The organism is Flavobacteriales bacterium, assembly GCA_021739695.1.
Taxonomy (GTDB): domain Bacteria; phylum Bacteroidota; class Bacteroidia; order UBA10329; family UBA10329; genus UBA10329.
This window is the reverse complement of record JAIPBM010000005.1, coordinates 163735-185386: the sequence shown is the minus strand read 5'-3', so window position 1 is coordinate 185386 and position 21652 is coordinate 163735. Positions and strand designations below refer to the sequence as shown.

Here is a 21652-nt window from a genome sequence, read left to right as displayed (position 1 = left end):
TAAAAGGGAATGACCATGAAAAAGTTACTTGTCATATTATCAGTTGTTTTCATAAGTGCGTTTGCAAGCAACTGGGCTGTTGGCCAGAATGTTTTGGATGGGGTTTATGTTAAGGAGCATTACCCTACTAGAAAGGTAATTCCATATACCCACTTGCGTGAGGCGGATGTGATGTGGTCAACTCGTATTTGGAGAAAACTTGACTTACGAGAGAAAATCAATCATCCCTTATATTATCCAACTGAACCGATTAAGAATCGTAGAAGCCTTACACAAGTAATAATTGAGGCTGTTAGAGAAGGTAGTTTGACTGCTTATGATCCGCTGGATGATGAGTTCACCATGACCCTTACTAAGGCAGAAATCGAAAGAAAGTTAAGCTTTATTGATACTCAATATATTGAGAGTCCAGATCCACCATACGATTTGCAAATGACTGTTATCGAGGAGGATTTTCAGCCTGCAAATGTGAAGGAGTTTCGTTTGAAGGAAGATTGGTTCTTCGATCGACAAAAGTCAATTCTTGATGTCAGAATTATTGGGATTCAACCAGTTGCTGACAATATTGACCGAACTACAGGAGAAGTAAGAGGTAAGGAGCCTATGTTTTGGGTCTATTTTCCAGAAGCTCGTAACATTTTCGCAAGTGCTGAAGTGTTTAACCGTCAGAATGATGCGGAAAGACGAACGATGGAAGACATATTTTGGAAACGGATGTTCGGCTCTTTTATTTACAAAGAAAAGAATGTGTACGACCGTTTAGTGTCTGAGTACATGTTGAATGGGATCGATCAGTTGTTGGAGGCAGAAAAAATTAAGGAGGAAATATTTATTCTTGAGCATGACCTTTGGGAATATTGATTCTTTAGCATTTTGAGTATAGGCCACCATTGAATTCTTTCAATGGTGGCTTTTTGCTTTTGGTATTTCCTAGTTCATTAAATCAATAAGTTGAAATGCTTGAGTTTTCTTAGCGTCAGAATTTACACAGCAAGCGTATTTTATGAATCCGGATACTCTCCATAATACTGGATTAGTATTTCCAAGTCACCTTAATTTACGTGACATCGCTAGTCATCAAGAAGAGTATTAAGGTCTCTAATCGTCAGACTTCTAAATATTCATGAAACGGGATACTTGATACTCGGGGTTTAGCGCAGGATAGGTTAGATTCTCCGATTGGATCTTGTTTAAATTTATGTCGCTCGCTGTAGTCCATAAATAGTAAAAGCCCTGATGAATTATCATCAGGGCTTTTCGTTTCTGAAGTTTTGGTGTTGCAACCAAAACCGCAAAGCACTCTGCTGATTACAGCAAAGTAAAAAAGTTAAGCTAATTAAGCTTTACCCAAGATCTTGAACATTCCTGTTCCGCAAGTAGGGCAAACTCCTTTCAACGCTTTGCGTTGATTTTTCATTACCACTTCTTTAGAGTCTTTCATCTCTCTTTTTGCTTTGCATTTTACACAATAAGCTTCAGCCATTTTAAATAGTTTTTGGTTAACAATTGATTAAATGTAAGAACAAATGAACACGAACTCTCGATTAAAACAAATAATTTTCCTCATAAGTTATTAACGATGGATTCAGAACAACTACGCATGGAACATCGTAACACCCGATTCGTGCGGATAATTGCTACAAGAGAATGAGATTTTTGTGATGTTCATTTCTGCGTTACCTGCTCTTTCCCAATAATTTAAGACTTTCGCACCATAAAATTTAAACTGATGCCAGATAATTCTAGTTCACTCAAAATTCACAACTATAGTGCGGGTCCTTGTATCCTACCAAATGAGGTTTTTCAACAAGCGAGTCAGGCTGTTTTAGAGTATAAGGGAAGCGGACTTTCCATATTGGAAATGTCGCACCGGAGTAAGGAGATGGTTGCGATGGCAGAAAATGCCGTTGCCCTTGTAAAAGAAGTACTGAACGTTCCAAATGGATATTCCGTTCTTTTCTTGCAGGGTGGAGCCAGTCTTCAATTCTATATGAGCGCTTTGAATTTCCTGACCTTAAACGGAAAAGGAGGCTACATTGATACTGGTGTATGGTCTAGCAAGGCAATTAAAGAAGCAAAACGATTAGGAAACATTGATATAGTGGCATCTTCAAAGGATAAGAACTACAATTATGTTCCAAAAGGGTATGCCATTCCTACTGGATTGGACTTTCTTCATTATACCACCAACAATACCATTTACGGTACAGAGTTCTTCGACATACCTAAAACGGATTCCATTTTGATTGCGGATATGTCGTCTGATATTTTCAGTCGACCTGTTAACGTTGCTGATTATGGATTGATTTACGCTGGGGCGCAAAAGAATCTAGGTCCAGCGGGAGTTACGCTTGCAATTGTGAAGGATGAATTACTTGGTAAAACCGGTCGAGACATTCCGTCCATGTTGGATTATGCTGTTCACATTGAAGGAGAAAGCATGTATAATACGCCTCCGGTCTATTCTATTTACGTGTCTATGTTAACATTAGAGTGGTTAAAAAAGAACGGAGGCATTCCATGGATGGATAAGCGAAATCAGGAGAAGTCGGACCTTCTTTATGGAGAAATAGACAGAAATCCGATGTTCAATGGTACAGCTGAAAAAGAAGATCGCTCTAGAATGAATGCCACGTTTGTGTTAAACGATGATTCGCTCAATGACCTGTTCAGTAAAATGTTGGATGCCGCACACATCAGTGGATTGAAAGGTCACAGATCTGTTGGTGGATTTAGGGCAAGCATGTACAACGCTTTGCCTCTGGAAAGTGTTCAGGTGTTGGTAGACGTAATGAAGGAGTTTGAACGAATTCACGGATAAATGGCGCTGATCCTAGCAAACGATGGCATAGATGTTTCGGGAAGAGAACTTCTGGAACGGGCAGGATTTGAGATCCGAACAGAAAAAGTTCCGCAAGACCAACTTGCCGATTTCATCCGAGATAATCAGGTTGTGGGTGTATTAGTACGAAGCGCCACTAAGATTACCGAACTAGAATTGTCGTGTTCAACCAGTTTGAAAGTCATCGGTAGAGCTGGTGTTGGAGTAGATAATATCGACTTAAAATCCGCGGAAGCAAATGGTGTCGCGGTAATCAACACTCCGGCAGCATCGTCACAATCAGTGGCTGAATTGGTTTTGGCGCATCTTTTTGCCATTGCACGGTTCATTCATTTATCAAACAGGCTAATGCCAATGCAAGGACATACGGAGTTCAATGTCCTTAAGAAAGCCTTTGCTGGTGGATGGGAATTACAAGGAAAAACCTTGGGGATTGTTGGTTTTGGAAGAATTGGTCAGGCTTTGGCAAAAATGTCTCTTGGCTTAGGCATGAAAGTCATCATGTATGATCCCTTCGTTCAGCAATGTGAGTTAGAGACTGACCTTCCCAATGCCATTCAATTCAAGATGTTATTTAAATCTTCCACCTTCGAAGAATTGATTTCTGTGGCTGATATTATTTCCTTTCATGTTCCGAAGCCTAAGGGTGGTCCGATGATCGGGAAAGAAGCAATGGCTGCAATGAAGTATGGAGTCGTTTTGTTAAATGCCTCTCGAGGTGGGGTAATTGATGAGGAAGCTCTTCTCGATGCATTGGAATCAGGTCAGGTTGGCGGTGCCGGTTTGGATGTGTTTGAAGATGAACCAAGTCCTAATCAAGCGTTGTTAGATCATCCTAGAGTTTCTGTTACACCTCACATCGGGGCTTCTACCAATGAGGCTCAAACAAGAATCGGGATTGAGTTGGCCGAGAAGGTCATCGCGGCAATCTCCTGATTTATCCATATTTACAAAATGGCACGCGTCAGACCTTTCCGAGGCATTCATCCTCGACCTGATATTGCAGCGAAAGTTGTAAGTCGTTCGTATGATTCGTATAGCGGGAAACAGATCAAAGATATCCTCAGGTCTAACCCAGAGTCGTTCCTCAACATTATTAGGCCAGAGGTGCTCACGGGTCAGCGGTTTCCAGCCAATTCCACTCAACTTTTCAACCAAAGTAAGGAAGTCTACCAGCGTTTATTTGATCAAGGAATTTTTCAGAAAGACGGTGCTCCCAGCTTCTATGTATATACCCAGCATATAGGTAAAGCATCTTTTACAGGAATTATGGGCTGCGCTTCTGTTGAGGATTATGATAGTGGAGTGATACGCATACATGAACAGACGATTGCAAGTCGAGAGAAAATCCTGAAGGAGTATCTCTCCGTTTGCGATATCAATGCCGAGCCAGTTTGCTTCACATATCCCAGAAATGGCAGTTTGGAATTGTTAACTGAGATCATTCGACAGAATCCTCCGCTTCTGGATTTTGAGGATGATGAAGGCAAGAAACATCAGCTATGGCAAGTAAGTGACCCAAATTGGACGGCAAAGTTTTCCGAGAAATTGGGACTGTTGGAACACATCTATATTGCAGATGGTCATCATCGATCAGCTTCTTCCGTGTTGCTTGCGCATGATAAATGGCTTCAGTCTGCTCAAGTGACCGGAGATGAATCTTGGAATTATTTCTTGGGCATTTTTTTTCCAGACGATCAGCTCAAGATCTATGAGTACAACCGCATTGTAAAAGATCTGGGGAACATGGGTGTTTCACAATTCTTGGAAGAGCTATCTAAAGATTTTGAAGTTTACTTCAAGGAGCAGATACCTATAAAGCCAGAGCAACAAGGGCACTTCGGAATGTGTCTTGGAGGACACTGGTATAAGTTGGTGTACAGGCATCGCAGAAGTACAGAAGCAGTGTCCGCGTTGGATGTAAGCATTCTTTCCAATCATATTTTGGCGCCACTGCTAGGTATCCGCGATCTTCGAAATGATGACCGCATCAGTTTTGTACCTGGAACTAAAGGTCCTCAGGAGTTGGAGCGACTTGTTGATTCAGGCAAATTCAGTTTGGCGTTTTCTTTATTTCCGGTTTCGGGTCAAGAATTCTATGCCATTTCAGACCAGGGTAAGACCATGCCGCCTAAAAGCACCTACGTGGTCCCAAAACTATTGAGCGGCCTATTGATCTACAGTCTTTCTTGAGTCCTTAAACAGGGCGCAAGGGATATCGGATGGCCCTAATCGTTGTCCATCGAAGTTTATCGGTACTGACCAACTATTTCATCGACTGTTCTCTGATGTTGGGCTAAATAGTTGAACCTATCTGTCTTTTTCAAGTATGCGGGAAGGTTTGTTCTGTAGACAAGTCAAAACCTATCCGACCCCCCAATCTGTGAGATACATCTTTTGTAGTATCCTAATTCTTTTTGCTAGCCTACGGGAAATTCGAGCACAAGAATCCATCAATGCTTCAGGATCTGAACTTTCTGGAAGTACCGGAACCATCAGCTATTCTATCGGACAAGTCGTATACCACACGAACTCACTACCGGGAGGTTCTATGGCTGAGGGCGTTCAACAACCGTATGAAATCTCCACTGTACTTGGCATCGATATTCCAGAGATAGTCCTACAACTTTCAGCTTATCCTAATCCGACAACCGATGTGCTCAATCTCGTCATCGGCAACTATAATTACGAAGACCTGAGTTATCAGCTTTACGATGTCGCTGGAAAACTTTTGCTCGATGGAAATATCGTGGATTCCAGTACAGCAATACGCATGGACCAATTCGCTATGGCTACCTATTATCTGACCATTGCCGATAGCCAAAAGCCAATAAAAACCTTCAAGATCATTAAGACCTGATACATGAAAAAACTGTACGCATTCCTCATAACACTACTTCTTGCCACCTCAGTTTTTGCTCAGGCTCCTGAAAAAATGAGCTATCAGGCTGTTGTACGAGATGACAACAACAATCTGGTCACAAATCAAGCAATTGGAATGGAGGTCCGTATCCTTCAGGGGAGTAGTTCGGGTTCAGTTGTTTTTATAGAAACACACACGGCCATGACCAACGCCAATGGTTTGGTGAGTTTGGAGATCGGAACTGGCAATGTGTTTTTTGGGGATTTCTCAGAGATTGATTGGGGAGCTGGGTCTCACTTTATTCTCACAAAGGCCGATCTAACAGGAGGAACAAATTATTCAATATTGGGAACAAGCCAATTGTTGAGCGTTCCTTACGCGTTGTATGCGAAAACCGCTGGCGATGTAGTGGCCGGTCCAGTTGGCCCAACAGGTCCGCAAGGAATCCAAGGCATAGCTGGCGCAGATGGTATTGATGGAATCGATGGACTTGATGGAGCCACAGGTGCACAAGGTCCTACAGGTCTAACAGGCGCAACAGGTCCACAAGGAATCCAAGGCATAGCTGGTGCAGATGGTATTGATGGAATTGATGGTGTCGATGGAGCCACAGGTGCTCAAGGCCCTATAGGTCTAACAGGAGCAACAGGTCCACAAGGAATACAAGGCACCGCTGGAACAGATGGTATTGACGGAATCGATGGTGTCGATGGAGCAACAGGAGCGCAAGGCCCTACAGGTCTGACAGGTGCAACAGGTCCACAAGGAATCCAAGGCATAGCAGGAGCAAATGGTGTTGACGGAATTGATGGTGTCGATGGCGTAACCGGAGCGCAAGGCCCTACAGGTCTGACAGGTGCAACTGGTCCTCAAGGAATCCAAGGCGTTGCTGGTGCAAATGGTATTGATGGAATCGATGGACTTGATGGAGCCACAGGTGCACAAGGTCCTACAGGTCTAACAGGCGCAACTGGTCCTCAAGGAATCCAAGGTATTACTGGCGCGAATGGTATTGATGGAATTGATGGTGTCGATGGAGCCACAGGTGCACAAGGCCCTACAGGTCTGACGGGTGCAACTGGTCCACAAGGAATCCAAGGCATAGCAGGAGCAAATGGTATTGACGGAATTAATGGTGTCGATGGAGCAACAGGCGTCCAAGGCCCAACGGGTCTAACAGGTCCTCAAGGTCCAACAGGAAATACAGGAGCCACAGGTGCTCAAGGCCCAATAGGTCTAACGGGTGCGACTGGTCCACAAGGAATCCAAGGCATCGCTGGAGCAAATGGTATTGACGGAATTGATGGTGTCGATGGCGCAACCGGAGCGCAAGGCCCTACAGGATTGACGGGCGCGACTGGTACTCAAGGAATCCAAGGTATTGCTGGCGCAAATGGAATGGATGGAATTGATGGTGTCGATGGCGCAACCGGAGCGCAAGGCCCGACAGGTCTGACAGGTGCAACAGGTCCGCAAGGACTCCAAGGCGTTGCTGGTGCAAATGGTATTGACGGAATTGATGGTGTCGATGGTGCAACCGGAGCCCAAGGCCCTACAGGTCTGACAGGTGCAACAGGTCCGCAAGGAATCCAAGGCATAGCTGGTGCAAATGGTATTGATGGAATTGATGGTGTAGATGGCGCAACAGGTGCTCAAGGCCCTACAGGTCTGACAGGTGCAACCGGTCCACAAGGAATCCAAGGCATAGCTGGCGCGAATGGTATTGATGGAATCGATGGACTTGATGGAGCCACAGGTGCTCAAGGCCCTATAGGTCTGACAGGTGCAACAGGTCCACAAGGAATCCAAGGCATCGCTGGAACAGATGGTATTGACGGAATCGATGGTGTCGATGGAGCAACAGGCGTCCAAGGCCCTATAGGTCTGACGGGAGCAACAGGTCCACAAGGAATCCAAGGCATAGCAGGAGCAAATGGAATTGACGGAATTAATGGTGTCGATGGCGCAACCGGAGCGCAAGGCCCTACAGGTCTGACAGGCGCAACAGGTCCGCAAGGAATCCAAGGTGTTGCTGGTGCAAATGGAATTGATGGTGTCGATGGAGCCACAGGTGCACAAGGTCCTACAGGTCTAACAGGCGCAACAGGTCCACAAGGAATCCAAGGCATAGCTGGTGCAAATGGTATTAATGGCATCGATGGTATCGATGGAATTGATGGAGCAACAGGTGCTCAAGGCCCAATAGGTCTAACGGGTGCGACTGGTCCACAAGGACTCCAAGGTGTTGCTGGTGCAAATGGAATAGATGGAATTGATGGTGTCGATGGAGCGACAGGTGCTCAAGGTCCGACAGGTCTGACAGGAGCAACAGGCCAGCAAGGACCACAAGGAATAGCTGGTGCAGATGGTATTGACGGAATTAATGGTGTCGATGGAGCCACAGGTGCACAAGGCCCTACAGGTCTGACAGGAGCAACAGGTCCACAAGGAATCCAAGGCGTTGCTGGTGCAAACGGTATTGATGGAATTGATGGTGTCGATGGAGCAACAGGTGCTCAAGGCCCTACAGGTCTGACAGGAGCAACAGGCCAGCAAGGAATCCAAGGCGTTGCTGGTGCAGATGGTATTGATGGAATTGACGGTGTCGATGGAGCCACAGGTGCACAAGGCCCTACAGGTCTGACAGGAGCAACAGGTCCACAAGGAATCCAAGGTGTTGCTGGTGCAAATGGAATAGATGGAATTGATGGTGTCGATGGAGCGACAGGTGCTCAAGGTCCGACAGGTTTGACCGGAGCTACAGGTCCGCAAGGAATACAAGGCGTTGCTGGTGCAAACGGTATTGATGGAATTGATGGTGTCGATGGAGCCACAGGTGCTCAAGGCCCTATAGGTCTGACAGGAGCAACAGGCCAGCAAGGACCACAAGGAATAGCTGGTGCAGATGGTATTGACGGAATTAATGGTGTCGATGGAGCCACAGGTGCACAAGGCCCTACAGGTTTGACCGGAGCTACAGGTCCGCAAGGAATTCAAGGCATAGCTGGTGCAGATGGTATTGATGGAATCGATGGACTTGATGGAGCCACAGGTGCACAAGGCCCTACAGGTCTGACAGGTGCAACTGGTCCTCAAGGAATCCAAGGCATAGCTGGTGCAGATGGTATTGACGGAATCGATGGTGTCGATGGCGCAACGGGTGCTCAAGGCCCAACGGGTCTAACAGGTCTAACAGGAGCAACAGGCGCACAGGGAATCCAAGGAGCTACAGGAGCGGTTGGAGCAACAGGTGCAACCGGAGCACAAGGGCCAACAGGTGATACAGGTTTAACAGGTGCTCAAGGACCAATAGGAAACACAGGAGCAACGGGTCTAACAGGATTGACTGGTCCAACAGGAAATACAGGAGCTATAGGAGCAACAGGTGCGCAAGGACCAACAGGAAACACAGGCGCACAAGGTCCAACAGGATTGACTGGAGCAACGGGTGCTCAGGGTCCGACAGGAGCTCAAGGTGCAACAGGTCCTTTGGTTGCTGGTACTTCAGGGCAAACGCTTAGACACGATGGTTCGGATTGGGTGGCAAATTCAGTCTTATATAACGATGGAACAAACGTTGGTGTAGGTACTACCTCTCCATCCGGTAAGCTGCATGTGAATGGAGACCTTGTAGTAGATGGAGATATCCGAGGTGCAGGTAGTGAGTTGAATATTTACCAGAACAGCACTTTCGATAATGGAAGTGGAGTTGAGCTGAACAATGGTCATGCAACTCTTGTGTCCAGCGGTGGAGGTGAATTGTGGATGGCACATTATGATGGCGGCAACTGGTACAACAAGTTCCATGGTTCTTCATCCGCCATTTCAATTGGAGACTTGGATAACCAAGGGAATGGTCATCGAATTGATGTTGATGATGCAAACGGTAGAATCTTGGTGCCAACCGGTAATGTCGGTATCGGAACAACATCACCTGATGCTAAGCTACATGTAGAAGGAAACCTGATGCTTTCCAACAGCAGCTCCAATGTGGATATTCAGATCAATACACCAACACGTTCAACCATTTATCCTGACGGAAGCAATGTGCCTGATGATAATGGCATACAATTGAGAAGTAAAGGACTCGGAGTATTATATCTCAACGATGATAATAATGGAGATATCAGAATGGTTTATGGTGGAGGAAATGTAGGAATCGGAACAACAGATGCTACTGCTAAACTGGATGTTGCCGGAACGATAAAGACCTATGATTTTCAAATGACCACCGGAGCTACCGATGGATATGTGCTTACTTCTGACGTTGACGGTGTAGCTTCATGGCAATCAACCGCTTCGTTAGTTGGCCCAGCAGGAGCAACGGGCGCTACAGGGGCTCAAGGCCCGACTGGTGCACAGGGTATTCAAGGAGTTACTGGACCAACAGGTGCCGCAGGTTCAAACGGTAATGATGGGGCCGATGGAGCAACGGGTGCTACAGGTTCCACAGGAACTAACGGATTGGCTGGTGCCGATGGAGCAACAGGGCCAACTGGAGCCACAGGAGCCCAAGGCCCAACAGGCCCAATTGCAGGTTCAGACAAGCAGGTGAACTTCAATGATGGTGGCAATGCAGGTGCAGACGCTGAGTTCGTTTACGATAAGACCACCAACCACGCTGCCATCGGAACATCCACTGTTAACGACAATGCCATATTGGAGTTGAGCGGAACGGACGGAGCATTGCTGTTGCCACGATTGACCACATCGCAGCGCAATGCACTGACCGCTGAGGCTGGTATGATGATTTTCAATACGGATGATGATGAGGTTCAGGAAGCATCTGGCGGTCAAACGTCAACTATTTTCGGTAATGGCGCTGTAGGTGGTGGATTAGGCGCGCTGGATTACGAACAGATGACCTTTACACCTACCGTTTCTGGTGTCATCACTCAAATACAGCTTTACGCCAGCGGAAGCAACACGGGATCCCTGATCATCAATGATGGTCCTAACGGTTCATGTGGCAGCCCTACCACGTTGGGTACTTCAGATGCCATTACGACCACCAATAGTGCTTGGAACACTTGGGTGTTCAGTACTCCTGTGTCCGTTACGTCTGGCACTACATATTACATCACGGTGTCCAACAGCAGCATTGGGGCAAGCTTTGAATCTGGAGATGATGCTACTACAGGATATTACGGAACATTTATGTGTAGTCCGTCCAGTGGCAGTTATGCAACACAAATAACAGTGGTCAGTGGAGGATCTGTGATCTGGACAAATAACCAAGGACCTGCAGGTGCTGACGGAGCAACGGGTGCGCAGGGAATTCAAGGAGTCGCTGGCCCAACAGGAGCTACAGGTGCTACAGGTTCCACAGGAACTAACGGATTGGCCGGTGCCGATGGAGCAACGGGACCTACAGGCGCGATCGGAGCCACGGGCCCAACAGGTCCACAAGGCCCAACAGGAGCATTCGGAGTTGTAGGAACAACTGGGCAAACCCTTTATAATGATGGTTCTGATTGGGTGGCTACATCCAATATCTTCCATAATGGTTCGCAGATTGTGATCGGAGGTACTTCCGGATACAGCAGTTCTAAACTCACGGTTCGGGGAGGTGGTTTAGTAGTATGGGGTTCTACTGGTTCTTTACTAGATGCTAGTGGAAATAACCACGGGCATGACGTAGACGTGGCACTTACCATAGATGGTAAAGCAAGTGAAGACATTCTAAGAGTAAGAAACAACAACGGCACTCAACTTGTGACAATCGACCCGAACGGAAACCTAGGCGTTGGAGCAAACACACCTGGTGCTAAATTAGATGTTAACGGGCAGGTTAAAATAACTGGCGGCACTCCTGGAATTGGGAAAGTGCTTACCAGTGATGCCAATGGACTTGCCACTTGGGAATCGGCTGCTGCTGGCCCAACTGGAGCAACAGGAGCAACTGGTGCAGTTGGCCCAACAGGAGCACAGGGCCCAACCGGACCATCTGGTCCAGAATACTATGCTGGAACAGGTTTGGACTTGGCCAGTGGTTTTTTTAACATTACCTCCAGCGTTGTAACATCTAATTACAATGGTAACGTTACAGCTGTCGGTTTCTACGGCAGCGGTTCAGGGCTCACCAACATCGGGTCAACTGCCATTGCTGATGGGAGCATAGCAAATGCAGATGTCTCCGCCACAGCCGCCATCGCATTCAGCAAATTGAATATTACCAAGAACGACATAGTTGGACTTGGAATTCCAGAAGACGATTACGATACCACTTATGATGCAGGAGAAGGACTGAGCCTCAATGGTACCACCTTCAGTATCAATTCAAGCGTAGTGACAAGCAACTACCAAGGTTCAGTACTGGCCGCTGCCTTCTCAGGAAGCGGTTCAGGCCTTACCAACCTTAACGCAAGTAACCTGTCATCAGGAACAGTGGCTTCTGCTCGTTTGGCTGGCAGCTACAGTGGCATCACAGGGGTAGGCACGTTGAGTTCCGGTGTTTGGAACGGTACAGCCATAACTGTGGCCAATGGTGGTACTGGTGCAAACAATGCAAGTGATGCCCGAACCAATCTTGGCCTTGCCATTGGTACTGATGTGCAGGCTTACAATGCAGGACTTACATCAATAGCTGGGCTTACCACAGATGCTGGCAAGATGATTTACACTACTGGCAGTAATACTTATGCCACTACTGATATTTCATATGTTGGCCGCGAATTTCTGAGTAAGATTAACGGGTATGAAATGCGCACATACATTGAGTTGGGTAGTTCGGATTATGTTGTTTTTGCTGGCGCACGGATAGATGGTGACTTATTGGTAAATGGTAACGTAACGGCCGACACCCTTCTAGGAGACGGCAGTCAGCTAACCGGTGTAGTTGCAACCGATATTGCTGACGGTGCTATAACCAATGCCAAACTAGCTGATGGTGCTGTGTACGGTGCCAAGATCGCGAACCAGTCTATCACCGCGTCAAAAATGTATACTGGTGCGGTATGGACCAATCATATAGCTGATGGTGCTGTAACCTTGTCCAAGCTTGACGATGCTGGTGGTGAAGGGAAAATCCTTAGATCTAACCAATATAATCGATTCGAGATAGTCGATGAAACCATTTATACAGCCGGAACGGGTTTAGCACTGAACGGAACCGAGTTCAGCATTGAATCAAGTGTAGTGACAAGCAACTACCAAGGTTCAGTACTGGCCGCTGCCTTCTCAGGAAGCGGTTCAGGCCTTACCAACCTTAACGCAAGTAACCTGTCATCTGGAACTGTGGCTTCTGCTCGTTTGGCTGGCAGTTACAGTGGCATCACAGGGGTAGGCACGTTGAGTTCCGGTGTTTGGAACGGTACAGCCATAACTGTGGCCAATGGTGGTACTGGCGCAAACAATGCAAGTGATGCCCGAACCAATCTTGGCCTTGCCATTGGTACTGATGTGCAGCCGTTCAGTCAAGCCCTTACATATATAGCCGGCCTTACCACAGCGGCTGATAAAATGATCTACACCACAGGTTCCGACACTTACAATGTAACTGACTTTACAGTGTTCGGCCGCTCATTGGTGGGCAGTGCCGATGCAAGTGCGGCCCGCACCAACCTTGGTCTTGGAACGGGAGATGGTCCAGGGTTTGCAAGCCTAGAAGTAGCCGGTACAATCACAACAACTGGTTTAAATTCTCTTGGTGCAGATATCTCTCTTGCGGCTGAAGCCACTACAGATGTTGATCTTGCCGTTGACCCTATCTTCCAGAAATCGTTGATAGTAGTTCTGAAAAACACAAGCGTAGGTAGTATAGGTGTGTATTATGATAATTTCGGCAGTTCCGTGTTTCTCAACGCTGGTGAAGTGGCCACATTCATGAGAAATGGTACTGATTCATTCAGCTATATCTATAAGTTCTAGGCTCGTTCTATCTTAATTATAAACGCCCTCGTTCGGTTAGCTGAACGGGGGCGTCTCTTTTAAGTCTAAGTCAGATGTCTAATCCAATTGACAACAGATTGTACCAGCACAAGTAACCTTACTCTTTTGGTGTTTGGCTATTGACAAAGCCATCCGCAGGTCTGTCAATGCATGATGTAACTCTGACCGCGCGTCCTTTGACAGAATCCATAAATAGCGTGAAATGAATGTTAAAAGCCCTCGGCCAGCTCACAGTGAGATGGGATGTAAGGAACGCTTAGAACTTTTCAGTAAGGAAATTCGCAATATTCGGCTTGAAATAATTCTCACCCTTCATCACCTTACCATCCTCGCAGTAGATAGACTCCTCTCAAACTCAAGCTACGCAGATGAACCCCGATTGATTGTGGAAACCATAAAACCGATCGCCACTCAATAATTCACATTAGGAAACGATTTATTTTTCTGATACTTGGCAAATAATTCGCCATTAAATCAAGCGACGAAAACAAAGACCTCTCAAAAAGCAAGTATTTAATCACCATGCCATGCTGAGAACAATCAACTTATTCAACAGTAATTCAAATGCAATTTCTTCGAGATTTATATAAGCTAATACCAGGTAAAAAGTACCTGTTTCGTTTGCTTAGAAAATTTGGATTGTCAGAATCTAGCTGGCAGCACCTTTACTTTCAGGGAGAATTCTCATTCAACTTCAATGGTCAGACGCTTAAACTAATCAATCACAATTCATCTTTTGAGACTTCAATTTTCTGGACAGGCACTTTTCATGATGAGCGCGCTTCTCTTCAGATCTGGTATGCCCTGTGCGAGCATTCCAAGAATATAGTAGATATAGGTGCGAATACCGGGGTTTATTCCATTGTGGCCAAATCTGCCAATCCTAATTCAAATTTGGCCGCATTTGAGCCGATTGATCGGATTTTTTCAAAGCTGGAGGCAAACATTCTCTTGAATGGAATGAATGTGACAATGGAGAAAATGGCTGCTTCCAATTCAAATGGATCAACGATAATTTATGATCTGCCTGCCGAACATCATTATCATGCATCCTTAGTGAAGGAAGAGGTTGAGCATCATGAAGGAATACGGGCAGTGGAAGTCGAGGTAATAAGATTGGACGATTATTTAGTTCGGAAAAATTGGAGTTCGCTAGACTTGGTCAAGATTGATGTTGAGGGGTTTGAGATTGAAGTAATTGAAGGGATGAAGGACGCATTACAGCGATGGCAGCCATCAATCCTTATTGAGTTGAAAGATGCTGAACGAGCAGCCAAAATGGAGGCAATGGTAGCTAGTTTGGGATACCGGTTCTATGACATTGACGAGAATGTTGGAATTCGGCAGACAAATGGTCTGATGGCTTCCACCAAATGGAACTGCTTGTTGCTAAATTCCAAACATGCTCGTTTGCTAGATAACTCAATTATTAGTTTCGCCTAAATACATGGCAATATTCGGCATGAAGTAGAATGGTTTCGTTTTGCTTTGCTTCTCAGTCTAGCCTTATTAAACGAAAATCATCTTAAGCACCATTAGCGTAACCACAGAGTTCAAAACCAGCCGGACTGCTTTCTTCCATTGTAAAAGTCGGTCACTTACCGAAAGAAGCAAGAGTACGGCCAAGACAATGATCAGTTGTGCAACTTCAATTCCGATGTTAAAGCCTAGCAATGGAGTCACTATACTTTCTCCATCAAATAGCATGGCAGAAAGAAAGTTGGAAAAGCCCAGACCGTGTATCAGCCCGAAAAACAGTATGATCAAATATATCAGATAGCCCTTTGGCGTGCGGTATTCGCTTTCCTTCAGAAGTGTCCAATAATTGAGTAGGCAACTTATCAGGATCGTTATAGGAATAAGCATCTCAATAAGGTCAGCATTCACATTGATCTTGTCGAGAGCTGCTAGGGCAAGTGTTATGCTATGGCCAACGGTAAATGCTGTAACAAGAGCTGCAATTTTACGCAGATCCTTTATGGTGTATAAAAGGCAGAAAGAAACTATGAAATATAGATGGTCCAGCCCTTCTAGGTCCAGAATATGTTCAATACCAAGTTGAATATAATGCCCCATTAGTTGAGTTCAATTTTCACTCTTGGATTATCCATACTTAATAGATAATGCTCCTCCATATATAGTATGTCATTCTTTTGTTTTTCGGAAGCATCACACAATAATGTGTTGGTCAGGAACACTTCTTTCGTCACATCCAATGGAGCATCTGTGCTCAGATGAAGAACCAACGCCAGTCGGTTCTTAGAAAAGGAAACGGTATTGATCCTGAGGATCGCCTTCTTTCCATTCTGCTCAAAATAATAGTGATTGCCCAAGTATTGCTGCAATGCCTTTGTGCCATCGCTTTCAACCGTAGAAAAGTCGACTGGCTCTAAGCCGTACAATTCTTGCATGCGAGCAGTAATGTCATCCAAAAATATCCGAGTCTGAAGGTTGACACCCCCTTTTGAGTCGATGACAAGGTTACTGAACGACATTTTCAAGGGGTGCACCTTGGAAAAACTACCTGATACTGAGCAGACGAAAAGAAAAACCAAGCAGATTACTCGCATACTGTCAGTAGGTGATTGATTCTGACCTAATTCCCAACATGCTCTTCATCAGTTTGCTCTGCCAGGTATTTGGCAATGTTCGGTCGGAAGTAGTTTTCACCCTTCATCACTTTACCGTCCTCGCGGTAAATAGGCTTGCCATCAGCACCAAGCTTACTCATATTGCTGCGGTGTATCTCATCAAAGATCTCTGCGATCCTGTCTTGCAGACCATGCTTGCAGATGGTTCCATATAGAATATACATCATGTCGCCAAGAGCATCCGCAATCTCCACGAGGTCGCCATTCTTGGCCGCTTCCAGATACTCCTCATTCTCCTCGTGCATTAACCTATGTCGAAGCAGAACGTCTGCTTCGGATAGCGTGCTTTCCGGTTTGTCATTGTTCTCAATCCCAAACGCATCGTGGAACTCGTAAACAGAATTGATCTTGTCTCTTAGAGAATGTTCTTTGCTCATTTTTCAATGATAGATGAATACACTTTTGTAGGTATCGATGCCCTTCATTTCGGTCTTTTCAACCAAATGCAGCGAGGCATCATAAATGTAATCGGAGCGCTCGGTCACCGTACCTGAATTGTCCGAGAACACAATTGAAGTTATCAACCCATTCTGTGAATTATACAAGCGTTTACCCACCAGATCGTTTTCAGCGCTGTAGAAAGAGACTCTTGTCTGCCCGGTGGAATTGAAGTATTCGAAGCTTCGGTAGCCTTGCAAGGCGCTGTCCGTTCCATAGTTGTAGATCCGATACAGGTTCCCGTCATCCACAAAATAGCGGTAATCGTTAAATCGCTTCATTACGCCCTGATGGAAATAGACTTCACGCAAGCGCTTCCCATTCTCGTAAGAGATTTCCAACGAACTGTCATTGGCGCCATACACGATCAGCCAAAGACTGTCCATTTCGTTGTAATGCCAAGTTTGCACACGACTTTCCTTGTCTGGGAATTTTTCGGAAATGATGGATGTTCTACCATCATCAAACTGTTCCGTCATCGTTTTTTCCAAGTTGGAAGCTTGGTTGTAGCTCTTCGATATCATCAAAGAATCTCCTTCCTGTGCAAAGGTCACGTACCCAACTGGCGAATCGTTGAAGTAGCGATATTCCCTACATAGTTCGCCCGCCACGCCATCTTCGCTGCATGGCAGTAGCACATCCGTAGTACACGAACTAAGAACAATGGCCATGAGCCATAAAAGGAGGTTTTTCATCAACGGGCGTGAAATTAGGAATATCACCTTTTGATTAAGGTTTACGCTAGCGTATTTGATTCAATCCTGAAAGACTAAATTTGAGTCCCTTTAATTGAATCAAGCAATGAAAAAGACATTTCTATTTCTGATTATTTCTGCTCTGGCATGTGCCGAATCGCAGGCACAATTGGTTACACGCGGACCATACTTGCAGTTTCCAACCTCAAGCAGCATGAAAGTGATGTGGCGAACAGACTCGCCAACACCAGGCCGTGTATATTACGGTTCAAGTTTGGCCACCGTAATGGATAATCAGGTTGATGTTTCGGCATCTGTTACCGATCACACGGTAAACATAACCGGCCTCGATCCATACACCGAATACTATTATGCGGTGAGTGATGGTAGTTCGGTTTTGGCCGGTGCAGACGAAAACCATCGCTTCAAAACCTCTCCTGAAATTGGCACAGTGCAGCCCATAAACATCTGGGCAATTGGCGATTTTGGAAAAGGGAACTCCAAACAAGTGGCTGTTAAGGATGCCTATTTGAATCGTATTGGGGATGATATGCCCGATATGTGGTTCTGGTTGGGTGATAATGCTTATCCAGATGGCACGGATGCTGAGTACACAGAGACAGTTTTTGAGACACAGTATGGTTATCCAGAAGTTTTGCCGAGAGTTCCTTTCATGGCAACACCAGGAAATCATGACTACGGATCAGTAGCGAGTATCGTGCCAGGTGCCGACCCTACAACGCACGATGGCCCTTATTACGATGTCATAGATGTACCTACCAATGGAGAGATCGGAGGTGTGCCGTCAGGTTACGAGTTGTATTATTCTTTCGACTATGGAAATGTGCATTTCATGTCGTTGAACTCAGAAATAGGCAATCCGTTAAATGAAATGTGGGATTGGACGGGTGTAAGTCCCATTTTTTCATTCGATGGTTCTCCGTTCATTGATTGGATGCATGCCGACCTGCAGGCCAATGACAAGCCATGGGTAGTCGCTTTCATTCATCAGCCGCCACACACAGATGGGTCACATGAATCAGGAACGTTTTACGAAGTATATATGAAGGCTGTCCGAGAAAACATTGCTCCCGTACTTGAAAGTTATGGTGTTGATTTGCTCATTGCGGGTCATAGCCATGTTTATGAACGTTCTTATCTGGTGAATGGGTTTTTCGGTGTGTCCAGTGATTTTAACCCGAGTCAACATTTGGTTGATGGTTCTAGCGGTAAGCTATCTGAAGGAACGCCTTATATCAAGTACAAGGATGGCCCCAATCAGAACTTGGGTACAATGTATATAGTTCAAGGGAACTCTGGTAGTTCGGAATCTGACGCTGGTCTGGAACACCCGGTTATGTACTACGGCCATGGATGCGATACGTGTGTAGGATCTACCATGCTATACATTCATGGAGATACTTTATCTGGAGAATATTTGACCAAAGACGGTGAGATTTTGGACGAATGGACCATCATTAAGCAATCTGACCCAAATAGTAGTGTAGAGGATGGAACAGCGTTTCCTGTTTCTGGTATTGATGTTTATCCTAACCCGTTCAATAACGAGGCAACGGTACAGTTTGAAGTCTATCAAGATCTTTGGGCAAATGTGGAACTCATTGATCTAAAAGGCCGGATTTTACACGAATTCTATAAAGGGAAAATGACCCCAGGCACGAAAAAGTATGCGGTAAGCGCCTCAGATCTTGGATTGGCAAAAGGTGCATACTTAATTCGTGTGATAACTGATAAGCGTCCAGCAGTGGCACGCATTATTAAGGTTGAATAATACATGAAGAGAATTTTGATCATTGCTGCGTTCCTGCTGGTAAACACCGCTTGGGCGCAGCAATTTCATTTTACCGGCACCATCAGTGGGTTGGCCAACGAGAAATTAGTGGCGCAATTCCCAAAGGATTTCTTCGATGGTTCTTGGCAAGAAGAAATTCCGGTTGAAAATGCTTCGTTTTCCAAAACGGTTACAATTCCAGCTTCGGGTTGGATGACCTTGAGCTACAAAGGCAAAGACAGAAGTGTGTTTGCATGGAAGTACGCAGACTCGCTGAATATCGAATTCGAAGCTGACTTTTTGGAGGATGATAAAACGGTAAAATTCAGTGGCGATGGAGGTAATATTCATGCGTTCGCTTCGCAGATAAAGGAGAAGTTCGGCTCAAAACTCACGATGGAATGGTTGGATGGACAGGCAAAAGACGCCACCAACATCGATGCCATGGAAATGGAGTCATTCAGGTTGAGAAATGATGTTATTTCCGCCATGGAAAAGTTTGATCCCAAGCTTCCAGAAGCATTTTCGAAAGCCTACAAAAATCACATTGGCTACTATTATTTCCTTTCGTTGTTCAAGTTTTCGGAAGCTAAAACCGCTGGTAGTTCCATCCCAAAGGCAACAGAGGTTCCGAAAGTGCTTATAGAGGGCTTGAATTGGGAACGCATGAATAAAAGCTCCGAATTGGATAGCAGATTTTTTCGCGAATTGCTGCTTCAATTTGTGGATTACAAGGCCTTGGAAGCTTACGATTTCATGAAGTTTGCAGACAAGCAAGCGCAGGTTCAAGAGGCATTCAATGTGGCCAGAGAAAACCTGAAAGGCGAGGCGCTTCAGTATTTTCTAACACAAACCTTGCTTGCCAATTCGATTTACGTACAACCATCGTTATTACGCCAAATGCGCGATCAACTGGCTGGAACCTCTGGTTCCGAAGTGTTTGTGAAATTGGTGGAAGATAGCTTGGCCGAAAGACTGAAAGCGAAAGATGACGAAGTGGAAATTGCGGTGAACGACATTAAATCCACACACGATGAGGTTGATGTGGAATTACAAGGAATCAACGGCAAGACCTTCAAACTTTCCGAGCTGAAAGGCAAAGTTGTCTACTTGGATATTTGGGCAAGTTGGTGCGGACCATGCCGAAAGGAATTCCCATTTTCAAAGGCACTTAAAGAGAAGCTAAGCAAGAAGGAACTGAAGGAGATCGAATTTCTATACATCTCCATCGACAACACAGAAACAGTTTGGAAATTGGCGATCGAAGAATTAGGGATTGAAGGCGTGCATGGCCTGTCAAAAGGAGGTTGGGGTTCTGAGGTTACTGCCAAGTTTGGTGTCCACAGCATTCCTCGTTACCTCATTTTTGATAAGAAAGGCAAAGTTGTCGATCCAAACGCTCCGCGCCCAAGCGACCCGAGATTATTAGAGATCCTGCAGAAATTGGCAGGACAGTAGACTTTTGAACTGAAAGGTTGATTCTACACATCAACCTGAGGCATTCAGCCTTTAGGCTTTCACCAATTCGGCAATGATGTCTTCTACCGTAATGCCTTCTGCTTCGGCCTTATAGTTACGCACTATTCGGTGGCGCAAAATCGGTTCTGCCACGGCTCGTACATCAGCAATATCAGGAGAGAATTTGCCATTGATGGCAGCATGGCATTTGGCTCCGATAATTAGGTATTGTGATGCACGCGGACCAGCTCCCCAGTTCACATATTCATTCACCTTGGCGTTGGCCATTTCGGTGTTCGGTCTAGTGCTGGTGGCCAGTTTTACTGCATATTCATACACGTTTTCTGGAACAGGAACTCTACGGATCAACTGCTGAAAGAAAACGATCTCTTCAGCGCTTAGCACCGGATTCAGTTTTACCTTCTTATCAGTCGTAGTCAGTTTTACTACGTTCAATTCTTCTTGGTATGAAGGGTAATCTAACCAAACGTTGAACATGAAACGGTCCAATTGTGCTTCTGGTAGCGGGTAGGTTCCTTCCTGTTCAATCGGGTTTTGCGTGGCTAATACAAAGAATGGATGTGGCAATTCGTGACGGACACCGCCTGTTGTCACCGCTTCTTCCTGCATCGCCTCAAGCAATGCAGCCTGTGTTTTAGGTGGCGTACGGTTTATCTCATCAGCCAATACGATATTGGCAAACAACGGTCCTTTTACAAATTGAAACTGGCGTTGGTCGTTCAGAATTTCAGTGCCAATAATGTCAGATGGCATAAGGTCCGGGGTGAACTGAATACGATTATAGCTCAAGCCCAAGGCATCTGAAATGCTATTCACAAGAAGTGTTTTTGCCAAACCGGGCACACCGATCAGCAGGCAGTGGCCATGGCTGAAGATGGAAATAAGCACATTTTTTACAACCGTTTCCTGTCCAACAATGGCTTTCCCGATCTCTTTTGTCAGATTCTTGTAAGCGTTTTGCAACGCTTCCATCGCTTCTACATCACTCTTAAATGTTGTCAT

15 protein-coding genes are annotated in these 21652 nt (G+C 45.6%); 9 read left to right on the top strand and 6 right to left on the bottom strand.

The genetic code is table 11. The annotated features are described in order from the left end of the window. Positions 1-15: 15 nt before the first annotated feature. Positions 16-861, top strand: a complete 846-nt coding sequence (gldN, locus tag K9J17_04765; GenBank protein ID MCF8276027.1) for a gliding motility protein GldN — start codon at positions 16-18, stop codon at positions 859-861. A 475-nt stretch (positions 862-1336) separates the two neighbouring features. Here the strand turns inward: gldN and K9J17_04760 are convergent, their stop codons facing one another. Further along, complete coding sequence (locus K9J17_04760; GenBank protein MCF8276026.1) at positions 1337-1483, bottom strand: DUF5679 domain-containing protein; 147 nt, start codon at positions 1481-1483, stop codon at positions 1337-1339. Positions 1484-1729: 246 nt separating this feature from the next. Between K9J17_04760 and serC the strand changes: the two genes are divergently transcribed. From serC to K9J17_04730, 6 genes are all read left to right on the top strand, one after another. Further along, positions 1730-2821 (top strand): 3-phosphoserine/phosphohydroxythreonine transaminase, encoded by a 1092-nt coding sequence (gene serC, locus K9J17_04755; protein MCF8276025.1) that lies wholly within the window; start codon positions 1730-1732, stop codon positions 2819-2821. Beyond that, entirely contained in the window at positions 2822-3778 is a 957-nt protein-coding gene (locus K9J17_04750) for a D-2-hydroxyacid dehydrogenase (protein ID MCF8276024.1), read from the top strand. An 18-nt stretch (positions 3779-3796) separates the two neighbouring features. Then, entirely contained in the window at positions 3797-5035 is a 1239-nt protein-coding gene (locus K9J17_04745) for a DUF1015 family protein (GenBank protein ID MCF8276023.1), read from the top strand. A 190-nt stretch (positions 5036-5225) separates the two neighbouring features. After that, the gene (locus tag K9J17_04740) at positions 5226-5702 is read left to right on the top strand and encodes a T9SS type A sorting domain-containing protein (protein MCF8276022.1); all 477 of its coding nucleotides are present in this window, start codon (positions 5226-5228) and stop codon (positions 5700-5702) included. Between the two features lie 3 nt (positions 5703-5705). Continuing rightward, positions 5706-13574 carry a DUF4082 domain-containing protein gene (locus tag K9J17_04735; GenBank protein ID MCF8276021.1) on the top strand — a complete coding sequence of 2623 codons (7869 nt, stop codon included), beginning with the start codon at positions 5706-5708 and terminating at the stop codon, positions 13572-13574. A gap of 660 nt (positions 13575-14234) precedes the next feature. Beyond that, the gene (locus K9J17_04730; protein ID MCF8276020.1) at positions 14235-15038 is read left to right on the top strand and encodes an FkbM family methyltransferase; all 804 of its coding nucleotides are present in this window, start codon (positions 14235-14237) and stop codon (positions 15036-15038) included. A gap of 66 nt (positions 15039-15104) precedes the next feature. Here K9J17_04730 and K9J17_04725 read toward each other — a convergent pair whose 3' ends face one another. The 4 genes from K9J17_04725 to K9J17_04710 form a co-directional block, all read right to left on the bottom strand. Next, entirely contained in the window at positions 15105-15671 is a 567-nt protein-coding gene (locus K9J17_04725) for a HupE/UreJ family protein (protein ID MCF8276019.1), read from the bottom strand. After that, entirely contained in the window at positions 15671-16090 is a 420-nt protein-coding gene (locus tag K9J17_04720; GenBank protein MCF8276018.1) for a hypothetical protein, read from the bottom strand. Before K9J17_04720 ends, K9J17_04725 begins: the two co-directional genes overlap by 1 nt. 101 nt (positions 16091-16191) lie before the next feature. Then, a complete protein-coding gene (locus tag K9J17_04715; GenBank protein MCF8276017.1) occupies positions 16192-16623 on the bottom strand; it encodes a nucleoside triphosphate pyrophosphohydrolase family protein in 432 nt (143 codons plus the stop codon). A 3-nt stretch (positions 16624-16626) separates the two neighbouring features. After that, complete coding sequence (locus tag K9J17_04710; GenBank protein MCF8276016.1) at positions 16627-17379, bottom strand: hypothetical protein; 753 nt, start codon at positions 17377-17379, stop codon at positions 16627-16629. 106 nt (positions 17380-17485) lie between these two features. On the opposite strand from K9J17_04710, the gene K9J17_04705 reads away from it, so the two are divergent. After that, positions 17486-19171 carry a metallophosphoesterase gene (locus K9J17_04705; protein MCF8276015.1) on the top strand — a complete coding sequence of 562 codons (1686 nt, stop codon included), beginning with the start codon at positions 17486-17488 and terminating at the stop codon, positions 19169-19171. 3 nt (positions 19172-19174) lie between these two features. Further along, on the top strand, positions 19175-20629 hold the full coding sequence (locus K9J17_04700) for a TlpA family protein disulfide reductase (GenBank protein ID MCF8276014.1): 1455 nt from the start codon (positions 19175-19177) through the stop codon (positions 20627-20629). A 51-nt stretch (positions 20630-20680) separates the two neighbouring features. Here the strand turns inward: K9J17_04700 and K9J17_04695 are convergent, their stop codons facing one another. Beyond that, entirely contained in the window at positions 20681-21652 is a 972-nt protein-coding gene (locus K9J17_04695) for an AAA family ATPase (GenBank protein MCF8276013.1), read from the bottom strand.